Source organism: Akkermansiaceae bacterium (assembly GCA_024233115.1).
Lineage (GTDB): Bacteria > Verrucomicrobiota > Verrucomicrobiia > Verrucomicrobiales > Akkermansiaceae > Oceaniferula.
The window spans coordinates 117,197-135,557 of the sequence record JACKQB010000003.1 but is presented as its reverse complement, the minus strand read 5'-3'; the positions used below and the strand labels follow the sequence as shown (position 1 = coordinate 135,557).

General features: G+C 56.0%; 16 protein-coding genes. 13 read left to right on the top strand and 3 right to left on the bottom strand.

The features are described 5' to 3' along the window. Positions 1-130 precede the first annotated feature (130 nt). Together H7A51_08495 and H7A51_08490 are read right to left on the bottom strand one after the other, a co-directional pair. Entirely contained in the window at positions 131-1,549 is a 1,419-nt protein-coding gene (locus H7A51_08495) for an adenylosuccinate lyase (GenBank protein MCP5536256.1), read from the bottom strand. A 789-nt stretch (positions 1,550-2,338) separates the two neighbouring features. After that, on the bottom strand, positions 2,339-3,100 hold the full coding sequence (locus H7A51_08490) for a PEP-CTERM sorting domain-containing protein (protein MCP5536255.1): 762 nt from the start codon (positions 3,098-3,100) through the stop codon (positions 2,339-2,341). Positions 3,101-3,632: 532 nt separating this feature from the next. On the opposite strand from H7A51_08490, the gene ndhC reads away from it, so the two are divergent. The 12 genes from ndhC (at position 3,633) to H7A51_08430 (ending at position 15,811) form a co-directional block, all read left to right on the top strand. Further along, positions 3,633-4,049: an NADH-quinone oxidoreductase subunit A gene (gene ndhC, locus H7A51_08485; GenBank protein ID MCP5536254.1), complete on the top strand. Its 417-nt coding sequence runs from the start codon at positions 3,633-3,635 to the stop codon at positions 4,047-4,049. Continuing rightward, a complete protein-coding gene (locus H7A51_08480; GenBank protein ID MCP5536253.1) occupies positions 4,039-4,668 on the top strand; it encodes an NADH-quinone oxidoreductase subunit B in 630 nt (209 codons plus the stop codon). The genes ndhC and H7A51_08480 overlap by 11 nt, the downstream gene beginning before the upstream one ends. 2 nt (positions 4,669-4,670) lie before the next feature. After that, on the top strand, positions 4,671-5,282 hold the full coding sequence (locus tag H7A51_08475) for an NADH-quinone oxidoreductase subunit C (GenBank protein MCP5536252.1): 612 nt from the start codon (positions 4,671-4,673) through the stop codon (positions 5,280-5,282). Beyond that, positions 5,279-6,436 carry an NADH-quinone oxidoreductase subunit D gene (locus tag H7A51_08470; protein ID MCP5536251.1) on the top strand — a complete coding sequence of 386 codons (1,158 nt, stop codon included), beginning with the start codon at positions 5,279-5,281 and terminating at the stop codon, positions 6,434-6,436. Before H7A51_08475 ends, H7A51_08470 begins: the two co-directional genes overlap by 4 nt. 75 nt (positions 6,437-6,511) lie before the next feature. Further along, positions 6,512-7,204, top strand: a complete 693-nt coding sequence (locus H7A51_08465; GenBank protein ID MCP5536250.1) for an NADH-quinone oxidoreductase subunit I — start codon at positions 6,512-6,514, stop codon at positions 7,202-7,204. Then, a complete protein-coding gene (gene nuoH, locus H7A51_08460; protein MCP5536249.1) occupies positions 7,201-8,415 on the top strand; it encodes an NADH-quinone oxidoreductase subunit NuoH in 1,215 nt (404 codons plus the stop codon). Before H7A51_08465 ends, nuoH begins: the two co-directional genes overlap by 4 nt. Continuing rightward, positions 8,412-8,936: an NADH-quinone oxidoreductase subunit J gene (locus H7A51_08455; protein ID MCP5536248.1), complete on the top strand. Its 525-nt coding sequence runs from the start codon at positions 8,412-8,414 to the stop codon at positions 8,934-8,936. Before nuoH ends, H7A51_08455 begins: the two co-directional genes overlap by 4 nt. Beyond that, the gene (gene nuoK / locus H7A51_08450; protein MCP5536247.1) at positions 8,933-9,253 is read left to right on the top strand and encodes an NADH-quinone oxidoreductase subunit NuoK; all 321 of its coding nucleotides are present in this window, start codon (positions 8,933-8,935) and stop codon (positions 9,251-9,253) included. The genes H7A51_08455 and nuoK overlap by 4 nt, the downstream gene beginning before the upstream one ends. Further along, positions 9,246-11,279, top strand: a complete 2,034-nt coding sequence (nuoL, locus tag H7A51_08445) for an NADH-quinone oxidoreductase subunit L (protein MCP5536246.1) — start codon at positions 9,246-9,248, stop codon at positions 11,277-11,279. Before nuoK ends, nuoL begins: the two co-directional genes overlap by 8 nt. Positions 11,280-11,286: 7 nt before the next feature. Further along, positions 11,287-12,831, top strand: coding sequence for an NADH-quinone oxidoreductase subunit M (locus H7A51_08440; protein MCP5536245.1), 1,545 nt, complete (start codon positions 11,287-11,289; stop codon positions 12,829-12,831). Positions 12,832-12,833: 2 nt separating this feature from the next. Continuing rightward, a complete protein-coding gene (locus tag H7A51_08435) occupies positions 12,834-14,315 on the top strand; it encodes an NADH-quinone oxidoreductase subunit M (GenBank protein ID MCP5536244.1) in 1,482 nt (493 codons plus the stop codon). Continuing rightward, the gene (locus H7A51_08430; protein MCP5536243.1) at positions 14,312-15,811 is read left to right on the top strand and encodes an NADH-quinone oxidoreductase subunit N; all 1,500 of its coding nucleotides are present in this window, start codon (positions 14,312-14,314) and stop codon (positions 15,809-15,811) included. Before H7A51_08435 ends, H7A51_08430 begins: the two co-directional genes overlap by 4 nt. 107 nt (positions 15,812-15,918) lie before the next feature. On the opposite strand, the gene H7A51_08425 is transcribed toward H7A51_08430, so the two are convergent. Then, positions 15,919-16,629: an NYN domain-containing protein gene (locus H7A51_08425; GenBank protein MCP5536242.1), complete on the bottom strand. Its 711-nt coding sequence runs from the start codon at positions 16,627-16,629 to the stop codon at positions 15,919-15,921. A 163-nt stretch (positions 16,630-16,792) separates the two neighbouring features. Here H7A51_08425 and H7A51_08420 point away from each other — a divergent pair, with 163 nt between their 5' ends. Next, the gene (locus H7A51_08420; GenBank protein ID MCP5536241.1) at positions 16,793-18,325 is read left to right on the top strand and encodes a mechanosensitive ion channel family protein; all 1,533 of its coding nucleotides are present in this window, start codon (positions 16,793-16,795) and stop codon (positions 18,323-18,325) included. Positions 18,326-18,361 lie beyond the last annotated feature (36 nt).

Genomic DNA, 18,361 nt, shown 5'->3' with positions numbered 1-18,361 from the left:
CATTACCCATAGACCCCTGTGTTCAGAAAACGTTCAAAAAAAATGTGAAAAAATTTGCATCCCCTAATAGGACGGCATAACCCATACAGCAAGAAGGGGTTAGGGTGGTTGAAAAGTTGGAGGTAGACGCTTAGAGGATCGATCCTGGCTGATAATTGGCGGCATCCGGGAATTTTTTCTCCAGCTTTCCAACCTCGTTGGCAAAGAAATCGACCTGGCTCTGGGCGGACCCGGCATTTTCGCCTCCCGCCGCGACCAAAACACTGAGCTGTTCCTGCGTGAGGGGGATACGGTCGTCGCCGGCAAGGCGTTCCAGGAGGTTGTTTGACCGGATCAGTCCAGCGCGGAGGTCGTTGACCGTGGCGACGGCATGTTCCTTGATCGCCGCATGGGCGGCCTCGCGTCCGACACCGGCCTTGACCGCTTCCATCATAATGGTGGTGGTCATTAGGAAAGGGAGGTAGTGCTCGTTTTCCGCTGCAATCACGGCGGGGTAGGCGTCCATCTGTCCCAGTACGGTGAGGAAGGTCTCGAAAAGCCCGTCTAGGGCGTAAAAAGCATCAGGGAGCATCAGTCGGCGTACCACAGAGCAGGAAACATCACCCTCGTTCCACTGGTCGCCCGCAAGTCCGCCCGCCATGGTGACATGCCCCTTGAGGATCACATGGAAACCATTGACGCGCTCGCACGAGCGGGAGTTCATTTTATGGGGCATGGCACTCGAGCCAGTCTGGCCCTTGGCGAATCCCTCGCTGGCGGTCTCGTGCCCCGCCATCAGCCGGAGTGTGCGGCAAAGCGAGGACGGCCCGGAGGCGATGTCAGCCAGAATGGAAACCGTGCGCATATCGAGCGAGCGGGGATAAACCTGGCCGACGTTGGTAAATACCTCGGGGATGCCGAGGTGGCTACACACCTTTTGCTCAAGCCGAGCTGCTTTTCCGGCATCGCCGTCAAACAATGAAAGCTGGTCCATCTGGGTGCCGACAGCCCCCTTGAGCCCACGGACCGGGTAGCTGTCGATCAGGTGGTTGAGCATACCAAGAGCCCCGAGCAGCTCCTCGCCGTTCATCGCGATCCGCTTTCCAAAGGTAGTAGGCTGGGCCGCCACGTTATGGGTGCGGGCGGTGATGACGAGATCGCGCCACTGGACTGAGCGCGCCTTCATCTGCGCGAGGGTCGCGATGGTTTTATCCCGAATGACCAGCAGTGAACGGTAAACCTGGAGCTGCTCGACGTTTTCCGTGAGGTCGCGCGAGGTCATGCCCTTGTGGATGTGCTGGTGGCCCGCCAGGTCGCAGAACTCCTCGATGCGGGCTTTGACATCGTGGCGCGTGATGCGCTCACGGTCCATGATCGACCGGAGGTTAACCTGGTCCTTGACCGATTCATATGACTCAATGGCCTCTTGCGGGATATCCAGCCCGAGTTCTTTCTGGGCCTTCATCACCGCGATCCAGAACTCACGCTCGAGCACGATGCGGCCTTCGGCGGACCAGATTTCAGTGATGGCAGGGGAGGCGTAGCGTTCGGCAAGGACGTTGGGAATCATGGGAATGAATAGATGAAGGATTTCAGAATGAACAATGGATGGGGGGCGCTGGGAATGAATAGGGAAATGGGGTGGGTGGCAATGGTAAAAAAAGTTGTTTGATGCGTGGTTTCAAGGTCACTCAAATACCGGCTCATCCTCCCTCTGCCAGCTCAATTCAACCCATCAACACTCCCCTACGACCTTTACGTCGACACCTTCAATCGCGCGAACAACGCCGACCACGATGCCCCGACGAGTGGAATGTCAGTCCTGCTCGTGCCACCAATCGGAGCTGGATAAAGTCCACGCCGCAAGGTGGGGGTTTTTGGTATATTGGTTCATGCTCAGTAAGAACTTGGAAATTCGGGGTGAGATGGAGCTTGTCAGCATCGACGCTCCGGTGTCCTAAGATCATCTTCTCCGAAAGATTGAGCAGCAGATCGACTTCAGTTTCAGCTACGAAAAAGTCGAGAGGTTTTATTGCATGGACAACGGACGGCCATCGATCGACCCGGTGGTCTTTTTCAAAATGCTCTTCCTCGGCTGTCTCTTCCTACACCAGGCCGGGGGGACAGAAGGGCATGGTGAGGAAAGCGCAGTTCGTATACGACGGGTATTACGACTGCTGGCTTTGTCCTGAAGGTGACGTGTTAGGTTATGCCACGACAAGCCGGTGAGAACGCATGATGATGAGCCAAGTCTAGTATGAACGTATAAACCCCGCCGAATTGACGGGGTTTATCGACATTCTGACCCCTCCGGCCTGGCGGAGGGGTTCTGGTAATGGGCTGGACCCGGCAGCGGGCATTACTTGCGCCGACGGAGGATCAGGGCGAGTCCGCCGAGGCCGAGCAGGGCTGCGGATGACGGCTCGGGAACAATCAGGACACTCGCCTGATCGGTGCCGACCGCGATATAGTCGAAGTCGGTGGTGTTACCGTCGACCAGCAGCCTGATCTCGGAAACACTCGCGGTGGAGCGGTTACTCAGGTCCTTGCCAGTGGTGATGGTCACCAGGTTGTTGGCCCGTCCGTCGGTGCCGTTCAGGTCAGCAAAGAAGTCGGCGCGGTTGTATTCCGTATCACCTGGGTTAGCCTTGTAGAGGCGGACCAGCAGCAGCGTGGCCTGGCCGTCGACGAAGGTGTCCGAGATGCGGGTGATGTCCTCGGCGTTGGTGCGGGCACCGCCGTACTGGCCGTTACCTGTCAAGCGCCCGATCTGGGCACCGGCGGCGGTGCCGAGACCCATGTCCTGGCCGACTTCAAAGCCGAACTGCCAGCCGGCATTGGACTGGGGGCGGATATAGCCGGCCACCCAGACCTCTGCCGTGGTGGTGGCCAGGAGCGGAGTGGTCAGACTGCGGGTGGAATAGGCGCCGATCATATACTCGGGGCTGACGGCATCACTGAAGGGAGTGGTGTTAGCGTAGGTGCCCGCCGACCAGGTTCCTGCGAAACCGGTGCCGCCCGAGCCGTCAAGGCTTGAGAAGTCATCGACGGCGAGGAGTGTGGCGGACGCTGTCATGGCAGATGCTGCGAAAGTGAGCATCAGGGTTGTTTTCATTTTCATTTTGGTTGGCTGCTTTGTTGTTCAGTTGTTGTTTATGTTTGTTTGTCCGGCGGTCAGTCCAGGACTGCTGCCGGGGGGATAGGATGATTTCAGGTTGAGGTAGGCGATTGGATAGGTAACTATCGTGCGCCATACCAGAGTGAATAATCGCCTGTCCGCCGCAGGGATGTCAAACTCAAAATCCAGTTGATACGAAGGATTTGAAGTTGTCATGGCGGATCGCCCCCGGCAGTGATTTGAGAACCAGCCTTCATGCGCCGACAACATAGTCAGGTAGTGAGAGGTCAGCCACTATAAGACATCACTATGCGATTATTGCCATTAAACGGTCGTATTGTGACAAGTAGTCGACCTGGAGGAATGATTGATGTTTTTAAGTGTCAACTTGCGAGCAATCCGCGCAAACAAATCCGGAGAAACTCCTTGACCGACCACGCCCCGAGAATGCATTCCATAGATAGTGATTTCCAAGGAAATTCATAAGATCCACGACAGAAGTCAAGCATAGCCCGAATATCCGATCCTCAGTTATATGAATCACCCCTATCTTCCTGTCCTTGTTTTCTTCGGCGTTGCCCTGGCCGTTCCCATCGGGGCTCTGGTTTTAGCTCGGGTATGGATGAATTTCTTCACTCCGATCAAGAGGGGTAAGGAAAAAAACTCATTGTATGAGTGCGGGGTAAACCCGCTATCGGAACGCCAAACGCGCTTCCATTCGCAGTATTATCTCTTTGGCCTGCTGTTTTTGCTCTTTGATGTCGAGACGGTATTCCTGCTGCCGTTTGCGGTGGCGTTTCTCAAGCTGTCCGTCGGTTCGTTCCTGGTGGCGATGGTGTTCCTCCTGCTTTTGGCGGAGGGTTTATTATGGGCGTGGAGCAAGGGGATGCTGAACTGGCGCGGGGCTGGTCAATCCGATCAACTGAAGAAATTTACGATCTATGGAGAATGATGAGAATTTAGCCGAAGAGCTCAAGTCACAAGGGGTGCACGTCACTTCCTTTGAACAGCTGATCAACTGGGGGCGGTCGAGTTCTCTTTGGCCGCTGCAGTTTGGCTTGGCCTGCTGCGCTATTGAGATGATTTCCGCCACCATGGCGAAATATGATATGGCGCGTTTTGGAGCGGAGGTGTTCCGGCCATCCCCCCGGCAGGCGGATCTGATGCTGATTGCCGGCACGGTGACCAAGAAAATGGCGCCGCAGGTTGTCCGGCTCTATAACCAGATGGCCGAGCCGAAGTATGTCATCGCCATGGGTGCCTGCGCCATTTCCGGCGGCCCCTTCAAGGAAGGATACAATGTGCTTAAGGGGATCGACCGCTATATTCCCGTGGACGTCTTCATCCCCGGATGTCCACCGCGCCCGGAGGCGTTGTTAGAAGGACTGATGACCTTGCAGGACATTATCAAAAAGGAAAAACTGCTCGGTAAGGACCGCGCCCGTCATGCCGACCCCAAAGGCTACGCCGAACTTCCGGTTCCCGAGTATGGTGCCCATGATCTTGAACCAAAATGCAACCCCGATGTGTGGTCACCACCAACGGTCGAGAAGGGAGGAGAGGGTCAATGAGTCTGGATGCTGAAGCCATTTGTAACCGACTCCGTGAAGCTCTTCCCGGTGCGGCCGTTGCATTCCGTAAAAACCCGGGTGCCTCCGGGCAGGATTCCATCCTGGTGGAATCCGACAGCTTGTGTGCTGTCTGCCGGTTTTTACGCGACACCGATGACCTCGCCTTTGACTTCCTGTCCAATGTGACGGGTATCGACTGGCCGGATGCCTCCTTGGCGGACAAGGTGGCTCTTGCTGAGGCTGCCGGTGAAGAAGAAAATGAGGATGCCGCACCAAAGGATGGTTTTCTCGAGGTTCTCTATCACCTGTATTCGACCCGTCACCAAACCGGCCCGCTTGTGCTCCGTGCCCGGACCCGGGACCGGGTCGAAAACGCGAAGCTTGCCTCGGTGGTATCCGTTTTCCGTAGTGCCGAGTTTCAGGAGCGTGAGATCTACGATCTCTTTGGTGTTACCTTTACCGGGCACCCCGACTTGCGCCGCATCCTGATGTGGGACGAGTTCGAGGATCATCCGATGCGCAAGGATTATGTCGAGCCGGACGACTACGAATACGAACCCACTCCGCACAATGCCGTGTTGGAGAAAGCCAAACGTCACTACCCTGCATCATGAGCCTGGATACATCCAACACACTTTCCAATCCTACCCTGGAAGCGGGGTCTGATGACGACCAGTTGCTGCGTGTATCACTGGGACCACAGCACCCGTCTACCCACGGTGTGTTTCGCATGAATGTCGAGCTCGATGGTGAGACCGTCGTGCATCTCAAGCCCGTCTTTGGCTACCTGCACCGCAACCACGAGAAGATTGCCGAGAGCATGCCCTACCTCGGCTCGATGCCCTACACAGACCGGCTTGATTACATTTGCCCACTCACCAACAATCTCGCCTATGCGACAGCGGTTGAAAAGCTTGCGGGTGTGGAAGTGCCCGAACGTGCCGAATACATCCGAATCATCACCTCCGAGCTGACCCGACTGATCAACCACACCGCCTTTGCCGGTTTTTTCCTCGGTGATATGGGTGCCTGGGGATCGGCCCTGATGTATGCCTTCCGTGAGCGGGAGAAAATCCTCGACCTCTTTGAGGATCTGACCGGTGCCCGGATGATGTCGAACTTCATGCGTTTCGGGGGGTGCCGTAACGACCTTCCCGCAGGATGGGTTGAAAAAGTCCGTGTCCTGGTCGACGAATACGGTCCTTTCCTCGATGAGATGGAGGAGCTTCTCATCGGTAATGAAATCCTGCTCTCACGCACACAGAACATCGGCGCCTTGCCGAAGGATGTCATGATCAACGGTGGTATCACCGGACCGATGCTGCGTGCTTCCGGAGTGCCCTACGACGTCCGCAAAGTCGATAGCTACGGCATCTACGACCGTTTCGATTTCAAAGTGCCCTACGGGGAAAAAGGCGACTGCTACGACCGGATGATGATCCGTTTCCTGGAGATGCGTGAGTCGATCAAGATCCTCCAACAAGCTCTCGACCAGCTTCCAGAAGGAGATTTCATCAACCCGAAGGCGAAGCTCCGCAACTTCAAGGCCCCCGTCGGGGAGGCATACAGTCGGATCGAAGGTCCGAAAGGGGAGCTTGGTTTCTACCTCACCAGCGATGGCGGCACGGACCCCTACCGCTACCGTGTCCGCCCGCCCAGTTTTATTAACCTGACCCTACTCGAAGACATGTGTGTCGGACTCGACCTTGCCGATGTTGTCGTGATCCTCGGTAGCGTCGATATCGTGCTTGGAGAAGTTGACCGCTAATCTGTAACCTATCCCATGGAGCCATCCGCCACCAATACTAGCCAGCCATCCGATAAGCGACCTGTTCGCTGGTCGATTCCCGGTTTGGGTTTGTTCAAGGGTCTTGCCGTGACAGGGAAGAACTTCATCCAGAGCTATTATAAAAAGGACCGCATGACCACCGTGCAGTATCCTGAGGCTCGCGCACCGATCAGTCCGAATTTCCGGAACTTTCCCTTCCTCGTTTATGATGAGACACCCGAGGAGGGACTGCGCTGCACTGCCTGCTCGATCTGTGAGAAATCATGTCCGCCACAGTGCATCTACATCGTCATGGACCGCGATGAGAATGGCAAGGCGAAGTCACGGCCCAAGACCTTTGAGATCGATCTCACCGTTTGTATGAACTGCGGCATCTGCTCGGAAGTCTGCCCCTTCGATTCCATCTACATGGACGGCGAGTATGAACTGAGTGCCGACGACCGCTTCGGTGGTCTGGTCTTCGGATTGGACAAGCTGGCGAAGTCGGAGGAATACCACATGAAGCTTCGTCCGGAACAGGCGACGGAAGTCGCGGCAAGCCGTAAAGCGGCCGCCGAGAAAAAGGCCGCGGCGGCAGCAGCCAAGGCAGCCAAAGCCAAGGCCGCAGCTGAAGCCAAGGCCAAGGCCAAGGCCAAGGCCAAGGCGGCTGCCGAGGCCAAAGAGGAGGAGACGGCGGCGGATGCCGGGGGTGATCAAGCGGACGGGGCGCCCGCGCTCCCCTCTGAGAAGAAAGGAGACACTGAATGAATCTGTTAGCTAGCCAAACTGAAGAAGCATCGCTGTGGGCACTTGAATGGCTGCCGCGTCTGCCGCAACGTTTGATCGAAGGCTGGGCGACGGATCTGGGAACTCCCGATTGGTTGGTGACCATCCTTGGCGTCCTCGTGGCCGCCGCGACGGTGGTGGGCGTCTTTCTCGGAGGTTTTGCCATCCTGTCACTGGTCGAGCGGAAAACGCTGGCCCGTATCCAGAACCGACTGGGTCCTAACCGCGCTGGTTGGTTTGGCATCCTGCAGCCGATGGCTGACGGTATCAAGATGCTCACCAAGGAGGATATTGTGCCGACCAAGGCCGAGTGGTTTTTGCACTTGGTGGCTCCCATCATGATTGTGATTCCTGCGATCCTGGCGCTCGGGGTGATCCCGTTAGGCCGCGAGTGGGTTCCTGTGGAACTGGAGTTGGGTTTGCTGTTTTTCTTTGCTGTGGGTGCCATGACCGAGCTGTCCGTATTCATCGCAGGATGGGCCAGCGGATCAAAGTTCCCGATGCTCGGCGCCATGCGTGCCATTTCCCAGATGGTCAGTTACGAACTCTCGCTGATCCTCTCCTCCATGGGGGTGATCATGATGGCGGGAACGCTTTCGTTACCGGCCATTGTCGAAAACCAGGGGGGCGCGCTCGGCTGGAACATCTTCACCCCGTGGGGGCTGGTTGCAGGTATTGTGTTTTTCATCGCCAGTATAGCCGAGGCGAACCGGTGCCCGTTTGACCTGCCTGAAGGGGAATCAGAAATTGTCGCAGGGCACATGACGGAATATTCCGGTTTTAAATACGCCCTGTTTTTCATGGGGGAATACCTGGGGCTGTTCGCTATTTCCGGACTGGGCATCACGCTCTTTCTCGGTGGTTGGCAGGCGCCATTCCCGTTCCTCGACTTCATTCCATCCTACATCTGGTTTTTCTCCAAACTCGCGGTTGTCATCATGATGTTCCTGTGGATCAGGGGAACCTTCCCCCGGGTCAGGATCGACCAGCTGATGCGCTTCGGGTGGCTGTTCCTGATACCCACCGCCCTGCTCACCATTCCTGCTGCTGCGATCTGGAAATTCAGTGATGGCGGAATACTTGGATGGCTCTACACCGTGCCCCTTTTACTGATTCCATGGGTTGTTGTCACCGTGCTTTATAACCGTCGGTTGGCTCCCGCTAACAACCGTCAATACCACTTTGCCGAATGATTGCTCTTTGTATTATCGTCCCCCTGATTCTCCTTGCTGCCATGGGTGCCGTTTGGAAGGCGCGGCCTGTGCACGCGGCCTTGCTGTTAGCCTTGTCGCTTTCGTTGGTTGCCGTGCTCTACATCACAATAGGAATCGACTTTATTGGCCTTGTGCAATTTGCGGTCTACGTCGGTGCCATTGCGGTGTTGATCGTGTTTTCTTTATTGATCACACGCCCTGGTGACGAGGCCGAAGAACTCGACCGCCGCCCGCAATCGATGATCCCGGGCCTGTTCTGCACCTTGCCTGTGTTAGGTGTGCTGGTTTACTCCGTGATGCTGGGCACCATGGAGGTGGAAACGACGTCCACCGAGCCGGAGGTGCCTGCGGTTTCTCTGCAAAAAATGGGTGAAGTGCTCTTTACCACCCACGCTCCCGCCGTGATAGCCATCGCGGTGCTTCTCACCGCCGTGATGATCGGAGCGGCTCTGTTTGCCCGCGAGCCACAGAAAAAACAACCTACCTCGTCTGACTCATGAGCCCACTGGCCTTATTACTTACCTTGTCGTCCGTGCTGTTTGTGCTCGGATTGTTCGCCGTGCTGACGCGGCGCAATGCGATCCTGATTCTAGTCGGGGTCGAGCTGATGCTGAACGCGGCCAACATCAACTTCATCGCCTTCTGGCGTTATCCGCTGGGGGGAGAAACCGACCCAGGCATGATCGGCCCGATGTTTGTCCTTTTTTCCATCGCCATCGCAGCTGCCGAAGCCGCTGTGGGGCTGGCCATTATCCTGATGGTCTTCCGTCATACCCGTTCCACTGACCTCAACCGCCTCGATTCACTCCATGGCTGAAGCACTTACACCCCATTTACCCCAGCTGCTCTGGTTGGTTCCTCTGCTCCCGCTGCTTGCGGCGGGTGTTATCGCACTGTTGCCGGATGGTCGTGGCAAACTGGCTTCGAAGGTGGCGCTGGGGGCGCTGTTGGTTTCCTGTTTGATCGCACTCGGAGCCTTGATCTGTGCCTTGTCGCCTTCCGGCGCACCGGTGGTTGCGACGGCGCAAACCTGGTTTACTTACGGGGATGAAGTGGTCAAAGTCGGTATGTTGTTAGATCCGATGAGTGCGGCGATGGCGGCGATGGTGTCCTTTGTCGCCTTCTGTATCTTTGTTTACAGCACGGGGTATATGGAAACGGAACAACGCTTCGGTCGGTTCTTCGGTTTCCTGTCACTGTTCTGCGGTGCGATGCTGATGCTGGTGCTGGCTAACAGCCTGTTGCTGCTTTTCATGGCCTGGGAACTGGTGGGGCTGGCTTCCTACTTGCTGATTGGGTTTTATTTTAAAAAACCCGAGGCGGCGGCAGCTGCGCAAAAGGCATTCATCACCACGCGGGTAGGGGACATGGCTTTTCTGATCGGCATGATCTGGCTCTACCGTCAGACCGGCACTCTGCTGTTCCACGATAACGGCTCGGGTCTGCTGGAAACAAATGCCCTGACAACCTTGGCCGGTGCGACGACCTGCGGCGGCATGGCTGTATCCGCAGGAGCAGCACTGCTGTTACTGGTCGGTGCCATGGGTAAATCCGGCCAGGTGCCACTGCACACGTGGTTACCGGATGCGATGGAGGGACCCACTCCTGTGTCGGCCCTGATCCACGCCGCTACCATGGTGGCGGCCGGTGTGTTTCTTGTCGCACGAACCTATCCGATTTTTGCGATCGATTTGGAAGGTGCCAACCTCGCGCTTTCCGCCGCCGCATGGATTGGTGGCATCACCGCGCTTTATGCGGCCTTGGTTGCGATGGCGCAGACGGATATCAAACGCATCCTCGCCTACTCGACGGTTTCCCAGCTCGGTTTCATGATGATAGCTCTCGGCACCGGTGGTGTCGCCGCCGCGATGTTGCACCTGATCTGTCACGCCTTTTTCAAGGCTCTGTTATTCCTTTCCGCCGGTTCGGTGATCCATGGCTGCCACGACGAGCAGGACATCCGCAAGATGGGTGGCTTGAGAAAAGCGATGCCCAAGACCTTCATCGCCTACGCCGTTGGTATGATGGCACTGGCCGGCTTCCCGTTCCTATTCTCGGGTTTCTGGAGTAAAGAGGCGGTGCTGCACTCCGCGCAGGTCTGGCAGGGAGGAATCGGCCCATTCCTGTTAGCTGTGGCCGCCGCATTGCTCACTGCGTTTTACATGACCCGCCAGGCCCTGATGGTGTTTTTTGGTGAAGCCCGCAAACCGGGGGTCGACCATGCACACGAAAGCCCCCAGGTGATGCTGGTGCCGCTTTACATTCTCGCGGCGGGCGCGGTTCTTCTCTCGATCATCGCCACACCATTCTGGCCGTGGTTTGAAAAGTGGATGCACGGTGAGGCTGCCAAATTCGATGGCGGTGGGCTGTCCCATTCACTCGGGTTAGTCGCCATCTCACTGGCAATCGTGATCATTGGTGTCGGTAGCTCGTGGATGATTTATCGCAAGCTTTCCAGCGACAGCCATGCGCCTGATCCTCTCGCGGGAAAACTCGGTGGCGTCTGGGGATTCCTGGTTGCCGCCATGGGCTTTGATGCGCTTTACGAAAAAGCGATCATCCAGCCACTTGCCTCTTTCGCCTGTGTGGTCAACTCGATCGAACGTCACGTCTTTATTCCCCTGATGGCCGCTTTTGAGGGTGGATTCAAGCTGTTTGGCAGGATGACCGGAGCCACCGACGAAAAAGGCATCAACAAAGGGTTCGACGCCACATGCTCAGGCATGAAAGGCAGCGCATCTTCTGCCTCAGATGCCCAGGTGGGTCGACCCCAGGGGTATCTACGCGCCATTGGTCTCGGTATGTCCGTTCTTCTCATTCTTTATTTCTGGCTAAGTGCCTAGTTTTGTTATGTTGTTACTTTCAATATTACTTCTTCCCTTGTTAGGTGCCGTGATTCTCACCGCGCTTCCAGGTGCGAGTCACCGGGGCAGCAAAGAGAGGCCGGGCCTTTTTGCGATCGCATGGACGATCATTCCCTTGGTGCTGGTGATAGCGATGGGATTTTCCCATCCGGCACCGGAGACCGGGCTGTTAGCCTCATGGGCGCTGGAATGGATTCCCAGTGCCGACATAAGCCTGTCGTTTAGCGTCGATGGCATCTCCTGGGTGTTCCTTTTACTGACGTCTCTTGTGACCTTGTTTGCGTTGGCGATCTCTTCGCGATTCGGACTGAACAGCCGTGGTTACAGTGCCCTGATCCTGGTGATGCAGTCGATGCTGTTCGGGGTATTTACCGCAGGGCACTTCATTCCGTTTTTCCTTTGCTGGGAAATGACGCTGATTCCTTCTTACCTGTTGATCCGGCTCTGGGGTGGGGAGGGAGCACCACGGGCTGCGATGCGGTTTTTCATCGTCACGCTCTTCGGTGGTGTCTGTATGCTGCTTGGATTCCTCGCTCTGCAAATCTCAGTGGGCACGATGGATTTTGCGGCTCTCAGTGACATGGCATCCAACGGGAAACTCGCTTCTGGTGTTGGTGCAGCGCTGGAATCGACCGGTAAAGACGGCCACTATCTACTTACCATCATTGCCGTCTGTGTGTTCCTGGGATTGGCGGTAAAAATCCCGGTTTTCCCCTTCCACGCCTGGTTGCCCGACGCTTATGCCGAGGCACCGACTCCAGTGACCTTGTTGCTGACCGGTTTGCTGTCGAAAATGGGTGTTTACGGGTTACTCCGCATTTTCATGATGATCTTCCCCGAGGTGCTTCCGGGGTTTGCCCCGTGGCTAACAACTCTGGCGGTGATCACGGTGGTGTTGGGAGCGGTGGCTGCTTTGGCGCAGCGCGACATGAAACGGATCCTCGCCTATTCCTCGATCAATCACCTCGGTTACTGTGTGCTCGCCGTGGCAGCCGTGGCAGCCTCGCAAGCGGATCGCACGGCGGTATCGTCGTCAATCTCTGGTGTGATTCTGCAAGCCTTCAACCACGGCATTATCGCCTCGGCCCTGTTCTTCAGTGTCGGTATTTTCGAACAACGGAGCGGGGGACTGCGCAGTATCAACGACTTTGGCGGTCTGCGTGCCAAGATGCCCGTGTTCTGCGGACTGATGGGGCTGGCGCTGTTCGCCTCGCTCGGTCTTCCTGGACTCAGTGGCTTTGTGGGTGAGTTTCTTATTTTCAATGGTGTCTTCGGCCTAGTGCCATGGGCTGCTGCCGTGTCACTGATCGGCCTGCTGCTGACGGCCGTCTTCCTGCTTCGACTTCTCCGCAAGGTGTTTCATGGACCGCTTCCGGGTGGTCTGGAATCGTGGACGGATCTGACAAGCGGGGAACGTTGGCTGTTTGTCCCCGTAATCGCCCTGATCGTATTGTTAGGTGTGTGGCCGCAAGCCATCCTGCACTGCATTAACGATGACACCCTTCGTATGCTTAATCTACTTCTCCCGTAATCATGAATCCCGTCTGGACCATTATATCTGCCTTCGCCGGAGCTTTGCTGGTGCTGTTGTTGCCTGCCCGTATGGCTGGTCAATCACGCGTGGTCGCATTGGTCGCATCGATCATTGGCGCGGTGGCAGCCGCTGTTGCATGTCTGGACCGGCTCGCGGGGGGGGAGGTTTGGTCGTATGACCGGCCATGGATATCTGGTTTTGGTATCCGTTTCCACCTGGCAGCCGACGGCATCGCACTGACACTGCTGCTGCTGACTGGAATTGTTGCGATTGCCGGGGTGCTGTTTTCCTGGAATGTGACCAAGCGCCCCCGGGCGTTCTTCGCCTATTTCCTGACTATCATCGGTGGCGTGTATGGCGTGTTTATGAGTCGGGACGCCTTCCTGCTCTTTGTTTGTTATGAAATAGTGATCCTGCCGAAGTACATGCTGATTGCCATCTGGGGATCAACCAACCGCGAGTATGGTGCGATGAAGCTGACGATGTATTCCATCGGTGCCAGCGCCTTGATCTTATTGGGGTTGGTCGTGGCTTATGCGGCAGCGGGAGGAACGAGTTTTGACATCAACCACCTGGCATCGGCAGAGTATCCGGTGACACTTCAGAACTGGGCATTCCCCATCCTTTTCCTGGGTTTTGCGATTCTGGCTGGTATCTGGCCGTTTCATACCTGGGCACCGACAGGTCACGTAGCAGCACCCACCGCAGCCTCGATGTTGCTTGCCGGAGTGGTCATGAAACTCGGTGCCTTCGGGGCGCTCTGTGTGGCCATGCCGGTTTTCCCACTAGGCTTTGTGACCTGGCAGCCTGTGATCGCCGGTTTGGCCGTTGTCGGCATTATCTACGGGGCATTTACCGCCTTGTCCCAAAAAGACCTCAAATTTGTCATCGGTTACTCCAGTGTCAGCCACATGGGGTTCGTCTTGTTAGGCCTGGCTGCCGCGACCCACTGGGGACTGCGTGGAGCTGTGTTGCAAATGATTTCCCACGGTGTGATAGCCGGGCTTCTCTTTGGTATTGCCGGTCGGGTCGTGTATGAGCGCACTCACACCCGCGACCTTACCGAGCTTGGCAAATTCGACCTGTGGCGCGCGCTCCCCGGTGCGGCACTCGCATTCACGCTGGCAACAGCGGCATCGATGGGGCTGCCTGGATTCAGTGGTTTTGTTGCGGAAATATCCGTTGTCATCGGAGTGTGGGAATCCTACCCGTGGTTTCTACCGTTGGTGGCACTCGGGATTATCATTACCGGAGCGTTTTCCCTGCGTGCGATGTACCGGGCGTTTTTTCCCGTGCGCGATAAAGCGCAATCGAAGGACGCAAAGCCTTCGCTACCACCACTGACATGGCCTGAGATCACGGCCATGGCCTTGCTGCTACTTGTTTCCCTTTCCATCGGAGTCTATCCCAAGCCATGGGTGATCCTGATTGATGAAGGGCTCCGTTCACCTCTTTTCCAATCGATTCTTTCCCAACCGTGAATTACCAATCCTTATTCTATCAATTGCTTCCAGAAGCCGTGCTGGTGATCACCGCACTGGTGCTTCTCGGGGTGGCCGTGACTCGCGAATCGAAAACCGGACAACCGGTCAGTTGCGGCCTGGCTGCCACCATCGCGGTGCTGGGGGTGCTGCTTGCAGGTGCGACCCTTGCGTGTGGCCCCGGGGATTTGGAGTCAGGCTCGAACCTTATCTCGATGGACCCCATGGCGATGATCTTCAAGGGTGTTGTGTTAGGGCTCGGACTGCTGGCGATGTTACTGCCACCGGCCAGAAAAGAAATTGCCAACCCCGGTGAGTTTTTTGCCCTGATGCTGTTTGCGTTGACCGGGCTGGTGCTGACGGTGGGAAGCAACCACTTACTGTTTATCTTTGTGGCGCTTGAACTGGCGAGTCTTTCACTTTACCTGCTGGCAGGATTTTCCCGCACTGCCCGCAGCGCAGAGGCATCCTTAAAGTATTTCCTGTTTGGTGCTGTATCCGCTGCCTTCACCTTGTTTGGCTTGAGTTTTCTCTACGGCTTCTCCCATTCGGACACACTGCAAGGTGTCGCCTCAGCGGTGGCGGCAAATCCAACATCCACCTTGGGCATGGTCGGTCTGCTGATGGTGGTCGTTGGTCTCGGGTTTAAAATGGCGGCCGCTCCATTCCATTACTGGGCACCCGACGTCTACCAGGGCGCGCCCCAAACGAGTGTGGTATTAATCGCTGGTGCCTCGAAAATCGTGGGTATGGTGTTGCTGGTTCGTTTTCTGATGATCGGTTTTCCCGCCGCAGCTGGAGCGGCAAGTATGGGGGGCATGGTTCCCGGTTGGTCGGTGTGGATTGCGATCCTTGCCGCCGTCTCGATGGTCTTCGGAAACATCCTGGCACTCGCCCAGAAGAGCGTGCGCCGATTGCTGGCCTACTCAGCCGTGGCCAATACGGGATATTTGCTGGTCGGTCTGAGTGCCCATGGCGCGGCGTCGTCTGGCGCGGCATTGTTTTATGTGGTGGTCTACGCCCTATCAACCCTGGGGGCCTTGGCTGTTACCGCAGTGGTAGAACGCGACCAGGGAGACGACTCGGTAAGTGCCTTTGCCGGACTGGTTCATCGTTCACCCCTGTTGGCTGTGAGCCTATTGATCTTTATGACCTCGCTAGCCGGAATTCCGCCACTAGCTGGGTTCGCAGGAAAATTCATCCTGTTTGGCTCGGCCATGTCGGACTCGGCCAGCGGTGGTGAGCCCGGCCTTACCTGGCTGGTCGGCCTGGCTGTGGTGATGAGTGCCATTTCACTTTACTACTACCTCTCGGTGCTCAAACAAGCCTTTGTCCTGGGTGACGAAAATGACCTTGGAAAAACATCCAAACTGACCTTGGGACATGTGCTTGCCGTAACTATTCCAGCCGTGGCTGTCGTGGCGCTAGGGTTGTTTCCCGCCCTGCTTCTTGAACCGATCAAGGCGGCGGTGCTTTGCACTCTGGGAATGCATTAAGCTCACATGAGAAAGCCCCTTGTGCATTCTCCTTATGCCTCTCCTGCGGGAGGAAAACGACGAGCGGGTAGAGCGGAAGCGGATAGCATAGCGAAATACAAAGCCGGTCACTTCTTCAGTCGCACCCGGATCTTGGTGCCGTTCGCGCTTTTGTTTTTTTGCAGGTCAAACAGATCGATGGCATCAAACATATCGCTGAGTTTTTGAAAACCGTAGGTCCGGTGGTCGAACGGGCCTTGGTTGCTGATGCGCGATCCCACCGGCCCGAGTGACGCCCAGCCGTCGTCGTCGGCGGATTCCTTGACGGCGTTGCGCAGGGTGTTCATCAGTTTGGTGTTTTGTTTCAGCTGACTTACCGATGTTTCCTTTTTCTTCTGCGGTGTTTTCTCTGTGTCCTCATCCTCGAGGAAAAGGAACTTGCTACAGGCGTTGACAAAGGGGTCCGGGGTATTCTGTCGGCCGAATCCGATCACTTGTTTGCCATCGGCCCGCAAACGCAGGCAGAGTGGCGTGAAGTCGCTGTCGGACGACACCAGGCAGAATGTCTCGACGTCTTTGGTGTAGAGAATATCCATGGCCTCGATCAGCAGTGCCATGTCGGTGGCATTTTTTCCTTTGACGATATCAAAATGCTGGACCGGCTGGATGGCGTATTCGTGCAGCACCATTTCCCAGCTGCGGAGCGAAGGCTTTTTCCAGTTTCCATAGGCCCGACGGATATTGACCACTCCATGTGTGGCCAGTTCAGAAATGATGAAATCGATTTTCGAGGCAGGGGCATTATCGGCATCGATCAGGAGGGCGATGCTGCCGTTGATTTTTGAATGGGTATTCACTGGAAACGCATTCTAGGCAATAATATCACAATTAACAGAACAATCCCATGGAGGCAAAATGGTCTCAATCCGGCCCTGGAACGATGAAGGGCCGGGGAGAGAAACGTTCGTGACGATGCTTCGTGTTTGTGCTTAACTGGTGGTGATGGATACACTCCCATATGGCTTGGGTGAGGGCTGGAGACCATTTCTTGCGATTGGTTTCGGTTTGGCGGTGTATTTTATCACCTGGCTGACGCTTGCCTATCTGTTAAAGAAATTGTTCCTGAAATCGCGGGTGCTCCTGCACCTTGCGTTGATGTCCTTTTCGGTGCTGGTAACCGCCTTGCTGTTTTATCCTGAGAAAAAATGGATCACCGAGGTGGTGGCCGCCATGGCGATCCTGGGAACGATCTTGTTATGGGTGTTGTTCGACCGGATTTTTTTCACCCTGTATCTGGCCCGAAGGAAAAAGGTATGGATACCCAATATACTGCGCCAGATCATGGCCGCCCTGGCCGTGATGACCACGGTGGCCTTGGTATTGAGCTATGGTTACGATGTGAAGATCACCGGTCTGTTAGCGACCTCAGGGGTAGCGGCATTGATCCTTGGTTTTGCCATGCAGGACCTGCTATCCAATGTGATTTCAGGATTCAGTATCCACATGACCAAGGCCTACAAGGTGGGCGATTGGCTGTTGCTGCCCGACACACGACACAGGGCCGAGGTCAAGGAGGTGAACTGGAGGGCCACGCGCCTGCTCGACACCGATGGCGTTTCCTATGAGCTTCCTAACAGTGAAGTGGTTAAATCGAGGATCATCAACTTGAACTACCCTACCCGTGAGCACGGCGTCAGGCTTCGGGTGGGCATCGATTACGATCAGCCGCCCAACGATGTCAAAGAGGTCTTTATGATGGCGATAACGGGTTGCCAAGGGGTTCTTGAGTCTCCTGCACCGCAGGTGTTTCTTGTTGATTTTGGGGACTCTTCAGTGGTTTATGAAATGCGTTTCTGGATGCGGTCGGCCCGGCTCTATAACCAGACATGTGATGAAATCCGCACCAAGCTTTGGTATGAACTGCAACGCCGGGGGATCAGGATTCCTTTTCCTATCAGGACATTGGAAATGCGGACACCGAACGCACCCAAACGGTTTGTGTCGGCTGATGAGCAGGCTGTTGCCATTCTCCGGGATCATACCTGCATGAGTTGCCTGAGCGATGAACAGGCCGGGCAACTTGCCGCCCAGGCCTCGCGCCGACTGTATGCCAACGGTGAAGTGCTGGTAAGGGAAGGGGAGGAAGGCAAATCGATGTATGTGGTTCTGGAAGGGGAAGTGGGTGTTTTTCTCAAAACAACGAAGGGTGGGGCCGAAAAAATAGCAGTGCTTGGAAACGGGGATTACTTTGGCGAAATGTCCCTGCTGACGGGTGAGCCACGGACCGCGACAGTGAGGGCGGCAGGCGATGTGCTGGTCATGGAGATCGAGAAAGCCCAGCTGGCTCCCTTGCTGAAGGAAAGTCCCGGGCTACTGGAATCGCTGGGAGTGCTGTTAGCCAGGCGGCAAGAGGAGTTGGCTGCATTACGTGATCAATATAACCAACAGGCACAAGACGGGGATGTGGCTGCGACCTCGAAGGTCGTGTCGTCCGCGAGGCTGTTAGGAAGGATCAAGTCGTTTTTTGGACATTGAGTAGATCAATGATTCCATTGAAAAATTAGACTGTTG

Coding starts and splice junctions, on each gene's coding strand:
- H7A51_08495 (MCP5536256.1), bottom strand. CDS start 1,549: ATGATTCCCAACGTCCTTGCCGAACGCTACGCCTCCCCTGCCATCACT.
- H7A51_08490 (MCP5536255.1), bottom strand. CDS start 3,100: ATGAAAATGAAAACAACCCTGATGCTCACTTTCGCAGCATCTGCCATG.
- ndhC (MCP5536254.1), top strand. CDS start 3,633: ATGAATCACCCCTATCTTCCTGTCCTTGTTTTCTTCGGCGTTGCCCTG.
- H7A51_08480 (MCP5536253.1), top strand. CDS start 4,039: ATGGAGAATGATGAGAATTTAGCCGAAGAGCTCAAGTCACAAGGGGTG.
- H7A51_08470 (MCP5536251.1), top strand. CDS start 5,279: ATGAGCCTGGATACATCCAACACACTTTCCAATCCTACCCTGGAAGCG.
- nuoH (MCP5536249.1), top strand. CDS start 7,201: ATGAATCTGTTAGCTAGCCAAACTGAAGAAGCATCGCTGTGGGCACTT.
- H7A51_08455 (MCP5536248.1), top strand. CDS start 8,412: ATGATTGCTCTTTGTATTATCGTCCCCCTGATTCTCCTTGCTGCCATG.
- nuoK (MCP5536247.1), top strand. CDS start 8,933: ATGAGCCCACTGGCCTTATTACTTACCTTGTCGTCCGTGCTGTTTGTG.
- nuoL (MCP5536246.1), top strand. CDS start 9,246: ATGGCTGAAGCACTTACACCCCATTTACCCCAGCTGCTCTGGTTGGTT.
- H7A51_08440 (MCP5536245.1), top strand. CDS start 11,287: ATGTTGTTACTTTCAATATTACTTCTTCCCTTGTTAGGTGCCGTGATT.
- H7A51_08435 (MCP5536244.1), top strand. CDS start 12,834: ATGAATCCCGTCTGGACCATTATATCTGCCTTCGCCGGAGCTTTGCTG.
- H7A51_08420 (MCP5536241.1), top strand. CDS start 16,793: ATGGATACACTCCCATATGGCTTGGGTGAGGGCTGGAGACCATTTCTT.